The organism is Clostridium sp. ATCC BAA-442 (assembly GCF_964239415.1).
Lineage (GTDB): Bacteria > Bacillota > Clostridia > Oscillospirales > Oscillospiraceae > Flavonifractor > Flavonifractor plautii.
Map to the genome: position 1 here is coordinate 14,316 of NZ_CAXSQB010000031.1, position 17,315 is coordinate 31,630.

The window sequence follows — 17,315 nt, forward strand, 5'->3', positions numbered from 1 at the left end:
CTCGTTTAGAGTCTCAAAAAGTTCAGCAGCCTGTCGAAAAGAGGTTTCGACAGGCTGAGGCCGGGGCCCGTCTCACGACGGGCCGGCCTTTTCCGGTGAGGACAGTTGAAATCAGAATTGATACACGCCGTCGGCGGTCTGGGTAAACTCCGCCTGGAAGAAGGCGGCGCAGGCCCGGGCCATGTACTCCGGGTCCCGGCTGCCCGCCGTCTCCACGGCGGAGTGCATGGCAAGCTGGGCCATGCCGATGTCCACCATGGGGATGCTGACCTGGTGGCCCAGCAGGTTGCCCAGGGTGGAGCCGCCCGGCTCGTCGGCCCGGTTGGCAAACACCTGCACCGGCACCCCGGCCTTTTGGCAGATGGCCTGGAACAGGCCGGCGGTGAGGCCGGTGGTGGTGTACTTCTGGTTGGCCGAGTACTTGATCACCACGCCGCCGTTGGGGTAGACCTTGTTGGCCGGATCGGCCTTCTCGGGGAAGTTGGGGTGGACGGCGTGGCCGTTGTCGGCGGAGAGGAGCAGGCTGCCCGCCAGGGCCTGGCGGCGGGCCTGGGCGGAGAGGCCCAGCGCCTCCCCGATGCGGGTGAGCACGTCGGGGAGGAAGGAGCTCATGGCCCCCTGGCGGGTGCCGCTGCCCACCTCCTCGTTGTCGAAGAGGCAGTAGAGCTGTCCGAAGCGCTCCGTGCCCTTCGCGCTCAGGAACCCCTCCAGGGTGGCGTAGGCGCAGCCCAGATCGTCAATGCGGGGGGCCTGGAAGAATTCACCCTCCGGCCCGATGCGCACCGGCGCCTGCCGGGGGCAGAGCACCAGGTCGGTGGCCAGGATGTCCCCCACGTCCACCCCCAGCTCCTCCGCCAGCAGGGCGGTGAGGGAGGGGCCGCCGCCCAGGGCGTAGAGGGGCTGCATGTCCTTCTGGGCGTTGTAGTCGTGGCCCCGGTTCACGTCCCGCTGCTGGTGGATGGCCAGGCTGGGGATGGTGAGCAGATCCCGGTCCAGATAGACCAGACGCCCCTCCACCCCTGCCGGGGTGCGCACCACCGCCCGGCCCGCCACGGTGAGGGGCCGGTCCAGCCAGCTGGCGCAGTTCATGCCGCCGTATCCCTCCACCGCCAGGCGGACGTAGCGCTTGTCCCCCTCCAGCGCGTCGTTTTTCACATAGAAGGTGGGCGAGTCGCTGTGGGCGGCGGTCATGCGCCAGCCCTCCGGGGTGCCGCCGGGCAGGCGGAAGGCGATCAGGCTGCTCTGGTTGCGGGTGGTGTAGCAGCACTGGCCGGGAGAGAGCGCCCAGGGGTCGCTCTCCTCCAGGCGGGTAAAGCCCGCCGCCTCCAGCCGGGCGGCCGCGGCGGCGACCGCGTGATAGGGGCTGGGACTGTCCTGAATGTATTCCATCAGCTTGTCGGTTGTCTGCATGGCAAAGCCTCCTTTTTCCACTATTATAGAGCAGGAGGTGGAAAAATAAAAGGTTGACATTGTCTACCTGCCGTGTTATGTTACAGGTAGACAATGTCTACCAGATGGAGGTGATGAAATGGACGGAGAACTGGTGCGCCTGACGGGAACCGAGTGGGCGGTGCTGGACTGCCTCTGGGAGGCGTCCCCCCAGACCATGACCCAGCTGGCCCGCACCCTGGCCGAGCGTGAGGGGTGGGCCAAGGGCACCACCACCACCGTGCTCAAGCGGATGACCGAAAAGGGACTGCTCACCTGTCGGCAGGGGGAGCGGGCCAAGTGGTACGCCCCGGCGGTGGAGCGCCGGGCCGCGGTGGTGAGCGAGACCCGCAGCTTCCTCCGGCGTATCTGCCGGGAGAGCGTGAGCATGCTCACAAACGCCGCGGCGGAGCCGGAGCGCCTGAGCCGGGAGGAGATCGACGCCCTCTACGACGTTTTGAAGGGACTGGAGGAGAAGGAGCATGGCTGAGTGGATTCTGATGTCGTCCCTGCTGATCGTGATTGTGCTGGCCGTGCGGGCCCTGTTCCGGGGGCGGATGGGCCTGCGGCTGCGGTACGCCCTGTGGCTGCTGGTGCTCCTGCGCCTTCTGGTGCCGGGCACGGTGTTCCAGACCGGATTGAGCGTGCTGAACTATGTGCCCCTGCCCCAGACGGCCGCGGTGCAGGCCCAGCCGCCCCAGTCCGGCGGGAGTCCCTCCGCCCCGGAGGCGGAGCCCATGCCCGTCCGGCCGGAGGGGGAGGCGGAACCCCGGCCCTCCGGCCCGGCGGCCGCGCCGGACTCCGCTCCCGCCGGGGCGGCGGACTGGAGGGGCGTCCTGACCGCGGTGTGGCTGGGCGGCGCGGGGGTGCTGGCCGCCGCCCTGCTGGCGTGCAACCTGCGCTTTTATCTGCGCCTGCGGCGGATGCGGCGGGCCCACCCCATCCCGGGGATAGCCGTGCCGGTCTATGTGGCCCGCGGGCTGCCCTCCCCCTGCCTGTATGGCTTTCCCCGGCCCGCGGTCTATCTGACCCCGGCGGCGGCCGGCGAACCGGAGCTGCTGGGCCACGTCCTGCGCCATGAGCTGACCCACCGCCGCCACGGCGACCACATCTGGGCGGTGCTGCGGGCGGCGGCCCTGGCCCTCCACTGGTACAACCCCCTGGTCTGGCTGGCCGCCGTTCTGTCCAGGCGGGACGGGGAGCTGGCCTGCGACGAGGGGGCCCTCCAGGGGGCGGACGACCGGGAGCGGGCGGCCTACGGCCGTACTCTAATCCGGCTGGTGACGGCCCGGCCGTCGGCGGGCGAGCTGCTGTGCTGCGCCACCACCATGACCGCCGGGTCATCGAGCTTAAAGGAGCGGATTGCCATGATTGCAGGGAAGCCCAGAACCCTGGCCGCCGTCCTGGCGGCGGTGGCCCTCCTGGCGGGGCTGGCGGTGGGGTGCACCTTCACCGGCGGGCGGAGCGACGCCTGGGAGCCGCTCTCGGAGGAGGAGCTGGCCTACTTCAACGGAGACGGCTTTTTCAACGGGGACTACCTGAACATCCGCAACCAGTTCCTCAGCTCCACCTATGCCGCGCCGGAGGAGATCGACCTGTTCCAGCTCTTCTACTGCGGCGACGGGGACGCCGACTACGCCGCCCCACCGGACGGCGTCGACCCGGTGGCCCTGGAGGCGGCCATGCTGGCCGCCGAGGGCGGCGATGCCCCCGACTGCCCGGCCACCATCCTGACCACCGCCCAGATGGACAAGGTGTTGGAGGAGTATCTGGGCCTCACCCTGGCGGAGACCGGCCAGGTGGGGCTGGAACACTTTACCTATCTGCCCGACTTCGATGTGTATTTCTACTACCACGGCGACACCAATTACCGCGGCTCCGTCACCTTCACCGGCGGGGAGCGGCGTGGCGAGCTGGTGCGCCTCACCTACGACGACACCTTTATGGGCGACGGATATAAGCAGGTCACCCTGCGGGAGCGCGGGGAGGGCTGGCAGTTCGTGTCCAACCTAGCTGTTCAGACGGAGGAGAAGGTTCCCCTGGAGAGTGGGCTGGCCGCCCTGCCGGCGGAGCTGGCGGACAAGGTTGTGGTAACCGGGCCGGGGGATGTGACGGAGGGCGGTTCCGGCGTGCTGGCCACCTATTATTACGCGCCGGACTACAACACCGAATGGGGCGGACTGCTCCTCCAGGTGGGGCGCTACAGCCAGGTGGGCTTTGAGCAGTCCTATTATAGCTGGGAGCTGACCGGCGGCTGTTCCTACCTGGGCCGGAGCGGGGACTGGTACTACGCCTGCCACAGCCCCACCGATGTGAACTTCCATCCCGACCACTACGGCGACTACCATGATACAGGGACAGCCCTGATGGCGTGGCTGGAGGAGCTGGCCGCCGGCGCCGGGCTCACCCCTATGGAGGAGGATCCCTTCTACCAGCGGGTGAACGGGGTGCTCTCCTATCCGCACGGGGAGCATCTGCGGGTGAGCTACCGGCCCTATTACGGCCTGTCCGGCTATGAAGAAGTGGCGGACACGGTCTACACCTTGGTGCTCTCCCAGCCCGCGACCCAGGGGGAGAGGGGCATCTGGTGCGTGGATCGCTGGATGGATCAGAATGGCACGCGCTATCTGGTGGTGCCGGAGACCGATCAGCCCATGGACGACTATTACGCCGCCCTCCAGGATGCCTGCGATGCCGGAGAACGGCCCGATCTGCTGGATCCGGTGGCGGTGGCTCTGGACTTTGAGGAGGACTGGAGCGGCCGGGATCTGTCCCCCGACGCCTTTGTGCTGGAGGGTGCAAGCGATCTCTCGGAGCTCTTCGACCTGCCTCTGGCCACGGTGGAGCTGGAGAACGGAGTCGGCGGTTAAGAGGCCAGGGCAGCAGCTGCCCGCAAAAAATCCAGGCGCACGCCCAGAATGAGGGCGTGCGCCTGTTTCCTTTTTAGGAGCCGGATGGGGCGGCAAAGGTTACGCCGGTGTAATACCAGTCGATGATGACCGAAACGCGGGCGCCTGCCGCCGAGGCAAAGGTAGTGATCTGGCACATGGACCAGAGCTTGGTGGCGGGGTCCTGCTGGCGGAGCCGCATCCAGTGAGTTTCCTGGGAGTTGTCGTAGAGAATATCGTCGATTATCTGAGCAGTGGAAAAGGATACGCTGTTCCAGGTCTGAGATTCAATGGTGCTCCCGTCGTAGATCGTGGTTCGCCGGAGGTCCACCAGTACGGGGGCCGCAGTGTCCGCTGCCCGGAGGCTCAGACGAATGGCGCTGGTACCGGCGTTCTGCACATTGAGAATCAGCTTGCCCAGGGTGATTTCCCTGGCGCTCCCCGTAGATGACAAACTCATGTTATAGACTTCGGGGCTCGCGCGCAGGTTGGGGGAAACCACGTCGGCCCCGCTGCCGTGGAAGCGCACACGGTAAGCGGTGGGGGAACTCTCCTCCACCGTGATGGTGGGCGCGGGGCCGGTAGCGCCGATGTCACCCTTGACGCCGGCACTTCCCGTCGGTCCGGTTGGCCCCTGGGGCAGCACAAAGTCCAGCGCCACGCCGGTGTCGGAGGGGGTGGCGGTGACAGCGGCGGTAGAGCCCGAGGTTACATTCCGCACCGTGACGGATGGGGTGGTTCCGGTCGGCCCGGTGACACCCTGGCTGCCCTGAGGTCCGGTCGGCCCGGTGACGCCCTGGATGCCCTGAGGTCCGGTCGGCCCGGTGACACCCTGGCTGCCCTGAGGTCCAGTTGGCCCAGTCGGCCCAGTGACACCCTGGATGCCTTGAGGTCCAGTCGGTCCAGTCGGCCCGGTGACACCTTGGATGCCCTGAGGTCCGGTCGGCCCGGTGACGCCCTGGATACCCTGAGGTCCGGTCGGCCCAGTGACACCCTGGATGCCTTGAGGTCCAGTCGGTCCAGTCGGCCCGGTGACGCCCTGGATGCCTTGAGGTCCAGTCGGCCCGGTCGGCCCGGTAAGACCGGTCAACCCTTGGGGGCCGGTGGGGCCGACTTCTCCGGCAGGGCCGGTTGGTCCCATTGGTCCCTGCTCCCCCATAGGACCGGGGCAGCCGCGCTCTCCCTGAGGACCCTGTGGGCCGGTTTCACCCTGTAGACCCTGTTCTCCCATAGGACCTTGTTCACCAACCGGACCGCGGGCTCCGGGATCACCCTGTTCCCCTTTTGGACCCATGGGGCCGGCCGGACCGGGATCACCCTTCGGACCAACCGGACCGCGGTCGCCTTGCGGGCCCATAGGGCCTGGAACTCCACGGATTCCCTGGGGACCCATGGGCCCCGGATCTCCTTTCGGCCCGGCGTCGCCCCGCACGCCCTGCGGTCCGCGGGTGCCGGGCAGCCCGGCCATACCGCGGGGCCCGACAGGCCCAGGACAGCCTGGATCGCCCTTTGGACCACGTGGGCCCTGCGGACCCCGCTCACCGGGGATTCCCTGGGGGCCCTGCGGCCCGCGCTGAAACAGTTCGTCATCTGAGGTATCACAGGAGCAGGGGCAGCCCCTTCCTGTGTAATAACATCCATAATAGTTCATAAGGGTACACTCCATACTGGATTGGGCGCAATGGCCCTGCCTTAGACTATGACGCAGAGGCGCGGAGAGCAACACAGGGGGGAAACGCCAACCGGCGTTTCCCCCCTGATCGTCTGTTTGAATGATCCGGGAAGCAGCGCTGTGTCCAGCCCTGGTCTGCAAAAATACATCGTACTGCGCTCCTTTCAGGGCGAAAGACCCCGCTTTTCCGACTGCTGGTACTGCCTCGGTGTCATACCGGTATATCTGCGAAATACCTTAACAAAATAACTCTGCTCACAAAATCCCACCAGGTAGCCCACATCCCCTACCGTGAGGGCAGGGTTGAGGAGAAGCGGCTTGCTCTGTTCTACCCGGATCTGGTTCAGACAGTAAGTAAACGTGCAGGAGCGTTCGGCCTGAAATTTCCTGCTCAAGTAGGCGGGAGAGCAGCCCACGTGCCTTGCAACCTTTGTCAGTTTGAGTGGTCTGGCGAAATGGAGCCTCATGTAGGCGACCGCCTCTGCCACCAGGTCACTTTCCGTCTGCTTTTTCATTCGGATTCCCCCAGTTCACCCTGCAAAAATGGACAGCCATACCTGTTAGGAAAACCGCACTGACTGCGCCGAACACCGGGTAGATCAGACTGATGAGTTCACCGAAGCCCAGCAGAGACGCGCCCCAGGCCACCAGGGAGACAGCGAAAAACCGGAGGACCCTCTCCCGGCCGTGCAGCTCTGTTCCGGCGGAGAGCCGCTCCATACCAGCCAGAAAGCAGGAAAAGGCGGTGACCACCATGGCGATCAGCAGGAGCAAAAGATAGGGAATGCCGAGTCCTGGGGAGATGGCTGTGACCACCGTCAGCATGGGAAATTCCGTCTCGGCCGCCCCGGGATAGTGGTTCAGGACAAGCAGAATCGGCGCGGCCACCATGAAAAGCATGGTACAGCCCAGGCCAATTCCCCTTGGAGTGCACCTTGGCGGGACCTGCCGCCCCAGGGGGGCCAGGATTGCCACAGCGCTGAACATGTTATAGGCCGAAAATGCCATAGCGGAGGGAAGCCACCCAACACCGCCCTGGAACGCAGGCGGCGGACAGGCAGGCAGCAGGAGCAGGGCCCCCGCCCCTAACCCCACCGTACAGAGAACCAGCGCGGGGGCCGCAAAGGAAAAGATAGAGATCATCCCCCGCAGCCCCGACAGAGAGAGGGCTGCGATCAGCAGAGCAAAGAGCAATCCGCATAGCCAGGGGGGCAGTCCAAAGGCCTGATGAAGCGCCGCCCCCGTCCCCGCTGTCATGATGGTTACCACCCCGAACAGGAGCAGGACAGAGAAAAGAGCCAGGAGATATCTGAGCGCCGGGCATTGCCAGGGGACCATCAGGAAGGACAACTCATGCCGGCCGGTCCGCCGGACCATGGTAAGCAGAAGCAACCCCGCCCCACCCAGCAGCGCGATGCTCAGGCACAGCCCCAGCCAGCCCACCGGGCCAAACCGGCCGAAAAACTGCCACATCTCCCTGCCGGAGACATAGCCGGCCCCCAGAAAACACCCCGAAAAGGCAGCCCCAAGCTGGCGTGCGGAAATGGTCTGTTCCAAAGGTTCCTCCACAGGTCTCCCTCCGTGCTCAATATACGCTTTTTCCCAGAGCCGACTGGATCAGCTCAGAGGCAAGAATGCCGCTCTTATTGGCGGTATCCAGGAAGGGATTGACCTCCACCATGTCCATGGAGATCAGCTTCCTGCTCTCCGCAATGGCCTCTGCCGCCAGAAAGGCTTCACGGGGGGTCAGGCCGTTGTAAACAATCACTCCCGTGCCCGGCACAGCCTCCGGAGTGATGGCATCCACATCAAAGCTGAGGTGGATGCCATCGGTGCCCTCTCCGGCGATCTGGATGGCCTGCTCAATTACCGCGCCCATCCCGAGCTTGTCGATCATATTGATCGGAAACACAGTGACCCCCGCTTGCGCCATACGCTGCCGCTCCAAATCGTCAATGTCCCGTCCGCCGACCTGCACGCAGTGAGCCACGTTAACCGGCGCCGCTCCCTGGCCGAACTCCACCATACAGTCAGGTCCGTAACCACAGACAGCGGAAAAGGGCATCCCGTGCATATTGCCGGTGCATGTGCTCTCCTCGCTGTTCCAGTCGCCGTGGGCATCGATCCAGATGACGCCGATGTTGCCGCTGTGCCTCTTCGAGACCGCCGCGATGCTGCCGGCGGCGATACTGTGGTCGCCGCCCAGGATAACGGGGAAACGCCCCTCCTCCAGGGTTTCCGTAACGGAGAGGTACACCCGCCGGTTCACCTCTGACACCTGTTCATAGTGCAGCAGCTTTTCCCGGCTGGCCCCTGTCCGGGGAGCGAGGATATCTCCCCTGTCCCGTACGTGGTGGCCCTGCCGCTCCAGACCCTCCACAAGCCCTCCAAACCGGATGGCGGCTGGTCCCATGCTGGCCCCCCGTTGCGAGGCACCCCAATCCGACTGAACGCCGATCAGGTCGAGTTTCCGTAACATATCTGCCACTCCCTCTCCGCAGAGATCTGCGGCTCAGATGACTTTTTCCACATAGGGGCTGGTAAATGCCTTGAGCATGCTGCCGTAACCAAGGGTAAACTGTATCCGGTCCCCCACTTGGTATACAGTGGTGCAGTGGGTCAGATCCAGCAGCAGGTGATCCGAGCTTCCGCCCAGGATTTCTATCTGCGGATCCCTGGGCTGCAGGCTGTCTGTGTCCACATCCTGCCGGCCCACCGCCACGATGGCCCGGCGCATGATCCCCTTATCCTCATAGGTGGGCCGGTGTCCGAAAGCATCCACGCCGATCTCGCCTACCGGGAGGGAGGGCTTTTCCTTGATTTCAATGACTTCCGCCTCCAGCTCCAGTGCGTCCCCCACGGTTCCCGGGATTCTTGTGCCATAAGCAGTGTCATTGCCCAGCAGGAAGGACTCGCCCAGGCGCAGATTATTGATGCCCTCCGGCAGATTCCCCTGTTCAATCAGATAAATGGAGCTGGAATTCCCGCCGGAGACCATGGGGAGCCGGATGTGGAAGCGCTGCTCCAGCTTTCGCGCAAGCCCCACCAGCAGAGAGAGATTCTCATACTTCGGAATGATGGCCCCGTAGCAGGTGAGGTTGGTGCCAAGCCCATACAGGCGTATGTGCTTGAGCAAAAGGAGCTCTGCCACCGTGGAAAAGATCTCCTCTTCCTTTTGGTAAAAGATTCCCTCCCGGAGATCGCCCAGGTCGATCATCAGCACCACATTATGGCGCTTGCCCGCCCGCCCGGCGGCTTCGTCCAGCAGCCTGATGGTGGACAGCTCCGACTGGAAGCTGACATCCGCATACTCCACCACTTCGGATACCTCGCTGGGCATGGACAGGCGGAGCAGAACCGTCTGCTTACCGGCCTGACGCGCCTGTGCGGCATAGGATTTCAGGTTCTGGATGCGGGAGTCGGCCAGAAAATCAACCCCCGGATGCCCCGTGAGCATGCGGACGATGGGGGGATAGGCGCACACGCCCTTGGTCACGATCATAAGGGTGCAGCCGGGAACCTTTTGGATTATGCCGGCGCAGGCGTCCAGGTTCCGGCGCAGTCTGTCCATGTGAATACGCACTCTGGGGTACATGGCTTACGAACTCGCTCCTTCCTGTGTAATGCGGTTGGGGCAGTGGAGGCGGGTACAGCGGCTGCACTCATGGCTGCAGTCCCCTGCTTTCGGCCTGTTCTCCCGGTAGGCGCTCATATCATAGCCCATGGCCTCGCACTCCTCAATGTGCCGCTGTAGCTCCTCTTCCCGCTGCTGCCGCTGGGTCTCAAGCCGGGAGAGCTCCTTGTTGCAGACGGGTACCGGCTCCTCCGCTTTCCGCTCCGGAAAGGTCATGCCCAGGCTCTGCTCCAGCAGCCGGGCGGCCGCCTGTGGGTACCGCTTGGACAGCACGCCCAGCGAGGCCATAATATAGTCGTGATCCACCAGGATCTGGGCGTGCTCCCCGGGAAGCAGCAGCATGCCCGACTCATTACAGCGGGTGATCTCCCGCATGATCTCCTCACGGTGGGGCAGCCGGGTGAGGGCGCCTCCGGTGCCCACGATGTATTTGACCTGCGTCAAATCCTTGCCCTCGGCCACCGTGCTGCGTCCGGAAGGGCCGTAGATATACCGCAGCCTGCCGGCGTGCCGCTCCGCCGCCTTTACCACGGCCTCTCGGGTAAGCAGCTCCACCAGCTTCACTTCTTCCTCCGTTTTGGGGATGGCCCGATAGGTCTCCAGGGCATGCTCCATGGAAAAGCCCTGCTCCCGGCACTGCTCCCGGAGCTTCTCCTCGCCGATGGACTCCACCACCTTCCAGCGGTTGACATACACGCCCAGATCCCCTTCAACCGTGCGCTTGGCCTTCGGCTCGGGTGAAATCATGAGGCGGGCGACTTGGTCGGACTCCACCGTGACGGAATGCAGATCTGTTGTCGCCCCGCCCACGTCCAAAACAATGAGGTCGCCCAGGTATTCATACAACAGCTTGGTACATTCCATCACCGCGCCCGGCGTGGGGATGATGGGGCCTGTCACCATCTCCCGGACGTGCTCCATGCCTGGAGCATGGGTGATGTTTTGTTCAAACGCATCCTGAATGACCTTCCGGCAGGGCTCTACGTTCAGCGCGTCGATCTTGGGGTAGACATTCTCCACAATGTAGAGCTGCTCCCCCTCCTCCTCCGGAAAAATCAGGCGCATCTCCTCCTGATTCTCCACATTTCCGGCGTAGACGACGGGGATTTTAAGGTTCATGGAGCGGATCATCTCCGCATTGGCGATCGCCGTGTCCCGTTCGCCGTAGTCCACGCCGCCTGCGATCAGAATGAGGTTGGGGCGTATTTCCTTGATCTTGGCCAAATCAGTCCGGCGCAGCCGTCCCGCCGTAACGTAGTGGAGAATCCCTCCCGCGCCCAGGGCCGCCTCCCTGGCGGCCTTGGCCGTCATGTCGTATACCAAGCCGTGTACCGTCATCTTGAGGCCGCCGGCGGCAGAGGATGTGGCCAGCATCTCGCGGTACTCCAGGGACTCCGTTCCCAGCTTGCCGCACAGGTCGGAGACTGCGCTCTGCAGGCCGATACGTACATCTCCGTCCAGTACAGAAGTGGGGGCCTGGCCTTGGCCGAGATAGACCGGGCGGTCGCCCTCCAGGCCGTGAAACGCGTTTACCACGGTCGTGGTGGAGCCGATCTCCGCTACAAGGACATCTACTTTCATTACTGTCACCGCCTTTCTGCTGCATTGGAAGGCAGCAAACATACTACAGATTTGCTTTGCAAACAGGCAAACCAGGGCAGAAGGCCGCAGCGCCTCTGCCCCTCGGTTTGCCTGTTTGCCCGACTTGTTTCGTTCGGCGCGCTGTTGCGCGGGACAGGACGACATTCAGCCGAATCAGCCGAGCGGATTGATCCTGCCGGTGGCCACAAAGTAGATACAAATAACCAGAAGTGCCAGAAGGGCGACAAAAACGGCCTTATCAACCTTTGTCTCGAATACTTTTAGTCCCTTTTCCTTTTGTCCCTTGGCATAGACAAAGATACCGGGCACATAAAGCAGGACGGTTGCCAGCATGACGCTGATGCCGGCGGCAAAGACCATCCAGACCGCGTAAACAGCGTTGAAAATACCAATTCCTTTGATCAGCCCGTTCTCCTGCTTCAGCGCCACCTTGCAGAAATACATTGCGCTGAGGAAGTACGGCACCATGATCATGCCGGTGGCAAAGAAGTAAAATACCTGATAGGTCGATTCATTGAAATAGAGCAGAACCAGAAATACCTGCGCAATGATGCTGGTGAGGACAATGGCGAAGACAGGCGCGCCATTTTTATTGGTTCGGGTAAACGCCTTGCAGAACGCGCCGCTCTTGGCCGCCTCATATGGGCACTCCGTGCACATGATGGTGTGGCCCAGCGTGGCCCCCAGCAGGGAGATAATAACGGCGATATTCACCAGGGCAGCGCCCCAGGGGCCCACCACGTGCTCCAGGATACCGGCCATGGGGGGATTGCCCAGGGCGGCCAGCTCCTCATTGGTCATCACGCCGGCGCTCAGGAAGGAAATGATAATATAGAGAATCAGTACGGAAAGGAAGCCGATCACCGTGGCGCGGCCCACGTCGCTGGAACGCTTGGCGCGGCCGGAGATTACCACGGCTCCTTCAATGCCGGTAAACGCCCACACTGTGGTGGTGGTGGTCGCCATGACCTGCTTGCCAAAGCTCATTCCGCCCTCGCTGCCCGAGAAGTTCTGCATAAAGGTCTCGAAGGAGAAGGCGCGGGCAAAAATAATGACGACGATCAGCACCAGAATGGGGATAATTTTTGCGATGGTGGAAACCAGGTTGACCGCAGTGGATTCCTTTGTGCCGCGGAGCACCAGGATAATAGCAATCCACCATACCACGGACATGCCAATGACCGACGGGATGTTGTTTCCTACGCCGAACAGGGGCAGAAATTGTCCTACCGAGGCGAACAGAAGTGTCAAAAACGAGATGTTTGAGAGCAGCTCACTTAACCAATAACCCCATGCGGAGTTAAATCCCACATAAGAACCAAAGCCGGCGCGCGCATAGCTGTAAACGCCGCCCTTCAGCTCGGGCTTCAGTTTGTTTAAGTAATAAAAGGCCAGGCAGAGCCCCAGCATACCGATGCCGGTTATCAGCCAGCCCACCAGAACAGCGCCGGAACCGGCCCCGGCCGCAGCAAAGTCGCCCGGGAATGCAAATACCGCACTTGCGATTGTTGCGCCGATGACCAGGCCAAGCAATCCGATAAAGGAAACGCCGCCTGCTTTGTTCGTCGTTTCTTGACTCATGAAGGCTCCTCCTAAATCCAAAATCAGGTTGGGGAATGGGGTTGGGGTCCGTTCATTTCATTTGACTGCATTTTAGACGAACCTGAAACCTATCCTGCCCCGGCTCCCCTTCAGGCCTTCGCCGGGGCATGGATAGATATGGAGCAATCCAGCCGTTCGGGGATTGCTTTGAGCTTACAGCTCACCTCTCCGGCGCATGGCCTCCTCTGCCAGGAAGGTGGCCACGTCGATCCCATGGGAATCCCGGCCGAAGCCCTGGTCAATGCCGGTCTTGACGGCCTCATCCGGGATGACCTGGGTGCCGCCGGCGGCGATGATTACCCGGTCACGAATGCCCTTTTCCACCGCCAGCTCGTTGATGCGCTTCATATTCTTGTAGTGGACGTTATCGTGGGAGATGATGGTGGAGGCCAGAATGGCGTTGGCGTTCAGCTCCACCGCCGCGTCCACCAGCTTTTCCACCGGGACGGAGGTGCCCAGGTAGTGAACCTTGACCCCCCACTTTTCAATGCCGCCGTGCTTGATATTGATAATCTCCCGCAGGCCCACGGAGTGCTCATCCTCGCCTACCGTGCCGCAGACCACCACCATGGGGTGCTCCTCGAACTCTTTGTAAAGCACGGCGTCACTCAGATGGTGGGGCTCGGGGGGGACCTCCAGCTTGGTGGGATCCACGTCGAAGGTCAGCTTGCCTTTCATCTCGATGCGGGTACCCTCCGCCTCCTGAAGAACCTCCTTGCTGATCACCTCAGGGTGATCCAGACCCAGCCGCTTGCCGATCTCCAGGGCCGCCGCCTCGGCCACACGCTTCTCAGCGGGGATACACATGGTCAGCAGGATGGTGCCGTCGGCGCACCACTCCACCTCGGGCTTGATGGCCTCTCCGTCCAGATACTTCTTTACCTTGTCCAGACGGACGTTTACGTTGTCCTCCTCATCCAGCTCGTCGATGTAGACGATCTTGCTGCGGTCCTCAAACGTGCAGCCGCCAATCAGGGCGGAGGGGTTGGCCGGATCGCCGCCGTACTGCTCCACGTTGTTGTAGCCGTAGTGGGCAGTGACGGGGGCCATGTAGTCCTCGGCCCGCTCAAAGATGTAGCCGTAGCCCACGCCGCCCTCAATCTTGCGGGCGATGCCGTCGCCGTTGCGCTCGGGGTACTTGGCGGAGTCCACGAAGAAGCCCTCCTGAACAGCGTTGAAGTAGCCGCCGACCTCCACGATCTCCTCCATGAACAGGCAGGCGCGCTCCTTGAGCTCACGGGCCATCTCGCGCAGGGGGCCATCCTTTTTGAGCTCCACCATCTCCATCAGGCCGTCCAGACCGATGAGGGTCTGCTTGGCGTTGTCGATGGCCTCGATATTGTAGATGTGCCAGGGGACGTTGCGGCCCTCGTCAGGGGTGATGGTGGACTGGATGTCCGCGCTGGTCAGCTTTGAAATGAGCATGTTCAGCACGTGGGTCACTGTCGCCTCGCGGGTGGAGGAGCAGATGTACTTCGTGTTCTGCTGGGCCCGCATCTTGTAGCGCCCGCAGATGTCCCGCAGCGCCACGGCGTAGGGCAGGTCGGTATAGACGCAGGGGGCCGGAGTGGCCGTGGGGGGCACGGTGGACAGGCTGATGTTCTCCGGCTTCATGCCCACCCGCTCGGAGAACAGGGAATTGATGGCATGCTGCACGATCAGCTCAGGCATAACCTTCCACGCCTCCCGGGCGGTGGCGTTTGCGTTGTGGGCGCCATCAATCTGCAGCATCCCGGCCCAGGCCATAATGGACTTGGACTCGCAGGCGTCCACGAAGGAGCGCACGCAGTTGATGTCGCGGTAGAGGACGTTGTACTGGGGATCCTGGTGGGCGCCATTGATGCCTTCCTCGGCAAACATGACGGCCACATCGGGGCCAGCTACACCGGAGACATAGGAGTGATAGTTGATGGGGCGGCCCACCTCCTCCTCGATGAGATCCAGCGCCTTACGCTGTGCGCGGACCTGCTTGCGGGTGATGGGAACGCCGCCGATTCCCTGGGGGGTGCCCTCCATCAGGCCGTCGATGTGGGACTGGCCCATATGCCGGATGACCATGATGTGGTCGGCGCCGTGCCAGGCGGCCATGCGCATGCGGCGGATATCGTCCTCAAAGCGGCCGGAGGCAATCTCGGTCGTGATGACCGGAAGCGGCTGGGGGTCGATATCGCCGAAGTACTTGGCCGGGGGAAGGCCGACGCTCTGCTTCAGCGGCTCGGACACATCGTGGTAGGTAAAGGGGCCCATCTCCAGGTTGGGGGCGGGCTTGCGCCAGGTCCATCCCCGGCGCTTGGGCTCGTACTTGTCCAGATCCTTGAGGATGTTGCGTACATCCAGCTTTTCGTTGGGCTTCAGGGTCATCTCAGACATACTTACTTCCCCTCCTTGAACAGCGCGGCGGCTTCATCCCAGTACTTCCCCTGGGCCAGCAGGTGTCCGGCCTCCGGAATGGAGAGATTCTTCTCCCTGGACAGCTTGTAGACTACATGGCCGGCGCCGTGGCTCATCAGGCTGTGATCCATACAGCCCTCCACAATCTTCTGGGTTTCCAGAGAGGAGATGCCCATCCGCAGCAGCACGGCACGCTCTACCGAGGGGGTGGTATTCCTGCGGCCCAGCTCCAGCAGCGGGGCAACCACCTGCTCGGTCAGCGCCCAGAAGCGGTCATACAGCTCCTGGTCGGTCAGATTGGCGATATGCTTTCTTCTCTCAGCAAAATCATCGGCACGCTTCATGGATGTCACGCTCCTCTCTCAAAGTGTGGGCACGATGGCGGCCACCTGCTCCCTGACCCAATCCACGCTCTTGTTGGTCTCCTGGGCCAGAAACTCATAGTCCGCCTCGGTGGGGGTGGCCGTATAGGTCTTTAGGGCCGTCTTGATGAGGGAATGGCGCATCTTGTCCAGATCCAGATCCCTGACCTGGAACTGATAGGGATCGGCGGGCAGGATCACGCTGACGCCGGGCACCTCCTCGCCGGGCTTGCCAAAGCGCACCTCGATGCCGTTCTCCCGGGCAAAGTCCAGCTGGGGCTGCACATGCTTGCCCGCGCCGGTGTACTCGGTCTCGCTGACTACCAGGATCTGATCCTCCGGCAGCTCCTGAGCCAGGCAGAAGGCCGCGGCCAGAGAGGTATTTCCGGCGGGGCCGCGCTCCAGGCCCTCCAGGTTTGCCAGCAGCTCGGTGATGCACATAACTTCGCCCTGCGTCACGGTGACATAGCGATCCATATAGCGCAGGGGACGGGCGGCAGAACGGGGCACGTCGGAGCGGTCCGGCCAGTTGGCAAACGGGACGCCGAAGCCGGTGTGGCCGGTGGTACAGGACTTCCGGTTGAACTGGGTGTCAGAGGCCATGTGCAGGCCGGTCAGATCAATTGAGGCGGCTACGATCTGCGTATGGCCGGCCCCCGCCTTCCGCAGGCCCCGGGCGGTGCCGGTAACCATGCCGCCGCCGGCATTGGTGCACACAACCATATCGGGATCCCTGCCGAACTGGGCGCGGCACTGAAGGGCAATCTCATGGCCCAGTGTTTCGATGCCGGCGATGCCAAAGGGGGAATAGAGGGAAGCATTGAAGAAGCCGGTGTCCTCCAGCAGGGAGAGGGACTCATAGAAGAGCTCGGGGCCCACGGTGATCTGCACCACCTCGGCTCCCATGGCCTCGCAGGCCCGGGCCTTCTCAATGATCTCGGGCTGGCCCACCTCCCGGGAGTCGTAGGCCTCCTGGACGATGATGCACTTGAGGCCCTGCATCGCGGCCTGGGAGGCCACGGCGGCGCCGTAGTTGCCGGAGGTCGCGGCGATGACGCCCTTATAGCCGTGAGCCTTGGCAAAGGCCACCGCACAGGCGGCCCGGCGGGCCTTAAAGGAGCCGGAGGGGTTGGTCATCTCATCCTTCACACAGATGGTGGCGCCATAGCCGGGCCTGGCGCACTTGCGGGCCAGGGCGGTCAGGTTCCGCAGCGTGAAGAGCGGGGTATTGCCCACTCCGGTCAGCCCCTGCACCCGTTCTACCTCCTCCATGGAGAACCCCGTAGAGGACATCATCTTCTCGTAGTCAAAGGCGATGGAGCCGCTCTCAAAGGCGGAGAAATCCATGCCCAGGGCCTTCTTCATAATTTCGCCCTTGCGGCTCATCACGGAGGCGTAATCCTTTGCCAGTGCCATCACTTATCACCTCCATACAGGAATGCTCTGTAATTGCGGTCGATCTGCACCAGCTCGGGCACGCACTTGCCATAGCTGTGGGTGTAATAGGGGTCGACCTCCACCAGCGTGCCGGTCTCCACCCGGTCTGCGGCCGTGGTGACCTGCACCTCGTCTCCCAGATTGGCGTCGGCCGCCAGGAATCCCTTTGTCCACATCACCAGCGGGGTATTTCTGGTGTCCTCAGGATCCTGAGGGGCACGCTGGCCCACTGGAAGCAGGATCTTCTTAATCCGTACCCATGTTCCTTTTTGAACCATTTCACAGCTTCCTTTCTCCGC

The 17,315-nt window shown here is 63.0% G+C and carries 14 protein-coding genes; 2 read left to right on the plus strand and 12 right to left on the minus strand.

Annotated elements, in window-relative coordinates; all coding sequences use genetic code 11:
* Positions 1–111: 111 nt before the first annotated feature.
* Complete coding sequence (locus tag ACESY8_RS13085; protein WP_054339547.1) at positions 112–1,410, minus strand: M18 family aminopeptidase; 1,299 nt, start codon at positions 1,408–1,410, stop codon at positions 112–114.
* 118 nt (positions 1,411–1,528) lie between these two features.
* Here ACESY8_RS13085 and ACESY8_RS13090 point away from each other — a divergent pair, with 118 nt between their 5' ends.
* Together ACESY8_RS13090 and ACESY8_RS13095 are read left to right on the plus strand one after the other, a co-directional pair.
* On the plus strand, positions 1,529–1,918 hold the full coding sequence (locus ACESY8_RS13090) for a BlaI/MecI/CopY family transcriptional regulator (RefSeq protein WP_054339548.1): 390 nt from the start codon (positions 1,529–1,531) through the stop codon (positions 1,916–1,918).
* Positions 1,911–4,298, plus strand: coding sequence for a M56 family metallopeptidase (locus ACESY8_RS13095; protein WP_498794771.1), 2,388 nt, complete (start codon positions 1,911–1,913; stop codon positions 4,296–4,298). The genes ACESY8_RS13090 and ACESY8_RS13095 overlap by 8 nt, the downstream gene beginning before the upstream one ends.
* Positions 4,299–4,371: 73 nt before the next feature.
* Here ACESY8_RS13095 and ACESY8_RS13100 read toward each other — a convergent pair whose 3' ends face one another.
* The 11 genes from ACESY8_RS13100 to ortA all read right to left on the minus strand — a co-directional run bounded on the left by ACESY8_RS13100 (position 4,372) and on the right by ortA (position 17,294).
* Positions 4,372–5,457, minus strand: coding sequence for a collagen-like domain-containing protein (locus ACESY8_RS13100; protein ID WP_498794772.1), 1,086 nt, complete (start codon positions 5,455–5,457; stop codon positions 4,372–4,374).
* Positions 5,458–6,152: 695 nt separating this feature from the next.
* The gene (locus ACESY8_RS13105; RefSeq protein ID WP_007488530.1) at positions 6,153–6,503 is read right to left on the minus strand and encodes a helix-turn-helix transcriptional regulator; all 351 of its coding nucleotides are present in this window, start codon (positions 6,501–6,503) and stop codon (positions 6,153–6,155) included.
* Positions 6,481–7,545: a YkvI family membrane protein gene (locus ACESY8_RS13110; RefSeq protein ID WP_434307888.1), complete on the minus strand. Its 1,065-nt coding sequence runs from the start codon at positions 7,543–7,545 to the stop codon at positions 6,481–6,483. Before ACESY8_RS13110 ends, ACESY8_RS13105 begins: the two co-directional genes overlap by 23 nt.
* Before the next feature lie 28 nt (positions 7,546–7,573).
* A complete protein-coding gene (gene rocF / locus ACESY8_RS13115; RefSeq protein WP_054339480.1) occupies positions 7,574–8,467 on the minus strand; it encodes an arginase in 894 nt (297 codons plus the stop codon).
* Between the two features lie 33 nt (positions 8,468–8,500).
* Positions 8,501–9,583 carry an ornithine racemase Orr gene (gene orr, locus ACESY8_RS13120; RefSeq protein ID WP_054339479.1) on the minus strand — a complete coding sequence of 361 codons (1,083 nt, stop codon included), beginning with the start codon at positions 9,581–9,583 and terminating at the stop codon, positions 8,501–8,503.
* 3 nt (positions 9,584–9,586) lie between these two features.
* The gene (locus ACESY8_RS13125; RefSeq protein ID WP_054339478.1) at positions 9,587–11,203 is read right to left on the minus strand and encodes a GlmL-related ornithine degradation protein; all 1,617 of its coding nucleotides are present in this window, start codon (positions 11,201–11,203) and stop codon (positions 9,587–9,589) included.
* Positions 11,204–11,377: 174 nt separating this feature from the next.
* Complete coding sequence (locus tag ACESY8_RS13130; RefSeq protein WP_054339477.1) at positions 11,378–12,805, minus strand: basic amino acid/polyamine antiporter; 1,428 nt, start codon at positions 12,803–12,805, stop codon at positions 11,378–11,380.
* Positions 12,806–12,979: 174 nt separating this feature from the next.
* Complete coding sequence (gene oraE, locus ACESY8_RS13135) at positions 12,980–15,196, minus strand: D-ornithine 4,5-aminomutase subunit OraE (RefSeq protein ID WP_044938928.1); 2,217 nt, start codon at positions 15,194–15,196, stop codon at positions 12,980–12,982.
* Positions 15,197–15,198: 2 nt separating this feature from the next.
* Positions 15,199–15,561: an ornithine aminomutase subunit alpha gene (locus ACESY8_RS13140; RefSeq protein WP_007488539.1), complete on the minus strand. Its 363-nt coding sequence runs from the start codon at positions 15,559–15,561 to the stop codon at positions 15,199–15,201.
* A gap of 18 nt (positions 15,562–15,579) precedes the next feature.
* Entirely contained in the window at positions 15,580–16,995 is a 1,416-nt protein-coding gene (ortB, locus tag ACESY8_RS13145; RefSeq protein ID WP_054339476.1) for a 2-amino-4-oxopentanoate thiolase subunit OrtB, read from the minus strand.
* Positions 16,995–17,294: a 2-amino-4-oxopentanoate thiolase subunit OrtA gene (gene ortA, locus ACESY8_RS13150; protein ID WP_007488541.1), complete on the minus strand. Its 300-nt coding sequence runs from the start codon at positions 17,292–17,294 to the stop codon at positions 16,995–16,997. Before ortA ends, ortB begins: the two co-directional genes overlap by 1 nt.
* Between the last annotated feature and the right edge of the window lie 21 nt (positions 17,295–17,315).

Bases quoted from the DNA above. Each gene is read 5' to 3' on its own strand.
- ACESY8_RS13100 (WP_498794772.1), bottom strand. From the start codon at position 5,457: ATGGGACCAACCGGCCCTGCCGGAGAAGTCGGCCCCACCGGCCCCCAA.
- ortA (WP_007488541.1), bottom strand. From the start codon at position 17,294: ATGGTTCAAAAAGGAACATGGGTACGGATTAAGAAGATCCTGCTTCCA.
- ACESY8_RS13085 (WP_054339547.1), bottom strand. From the start codon at position 1,410: ATGCAGACAACCGACAAGCTGATGGAATACATTCAGGACAGTCCCAGC.
- orr (WP_054339479.1), bottom strand. From the start codon at position 9,583: ATGTACCCCAGAGTGCGTATTCACATGGACAGACTGCGCCGGAACCTG.
- ACESY8_RS13130 (WP_054339477.1), bottom strand. From the start codon at position 12,805: ATGAGTCAAGAAACGACGAACAAAGCAGGCGGCGTTTCCTTTATCGGA.
- ACESY8_RS13095 (WP_498794771.1), top strand. From the start codon at position 1,911: ATGGCTGAGTGGATTCTGATGTCGTCCCTGCTGATCGTGATTGTGCTG.
- oraE (WP_044938928.1), bottom strand. From the start codon at position 15,196: ATGTCTGAGATGACCCTGAAGCCCAACGAAAAGCTGGATGTACGCAAC.
- rocF (WP_054339480.1), bottom strand. From the start codon at position 8,467: ATGTTACGGAAACTCGACCTGATCGGCGTTCAGTCGGATTGGGGTGCC.
- ACESY8_RS13090 (WP_054339548.1), top strand. From the start codon at position 1,529: ATGGACGGAGAACTGGTGCGCCTGACGGGAACCGAGTGGGCGGTGCTG.
- ortB (WP_054339476.1), bottom strand. From the start codon at position 16,995: ATGGCACTGGCAAAGGATTACGCCTCCGTGATGAGCCGCAAGGGCGAA.
- ACESY8_RS13125 (WP_054339478.1), bottom strand. From the start codon at position 11,203: ATGAAAGTAGATGTCCTTGTAGCGGAGATCGGCTCCACCACGACCGTG.
- ACESY8_RS13105 (WP_007488530.1), bottom strand. From the start codon at position 6,503: ATGAAAAAGCAGACGGAAAGTGACCTGGTGGCAGAGGCGGTCGCCTAC.
- ACESY8_RS13140 (WP_007488539.1), bottom strand. From the start codon at position 15,561: ATGAAGCGTGCCGATGATTTTGCTGAGAGAAGAAAGCATATCGCCAAT.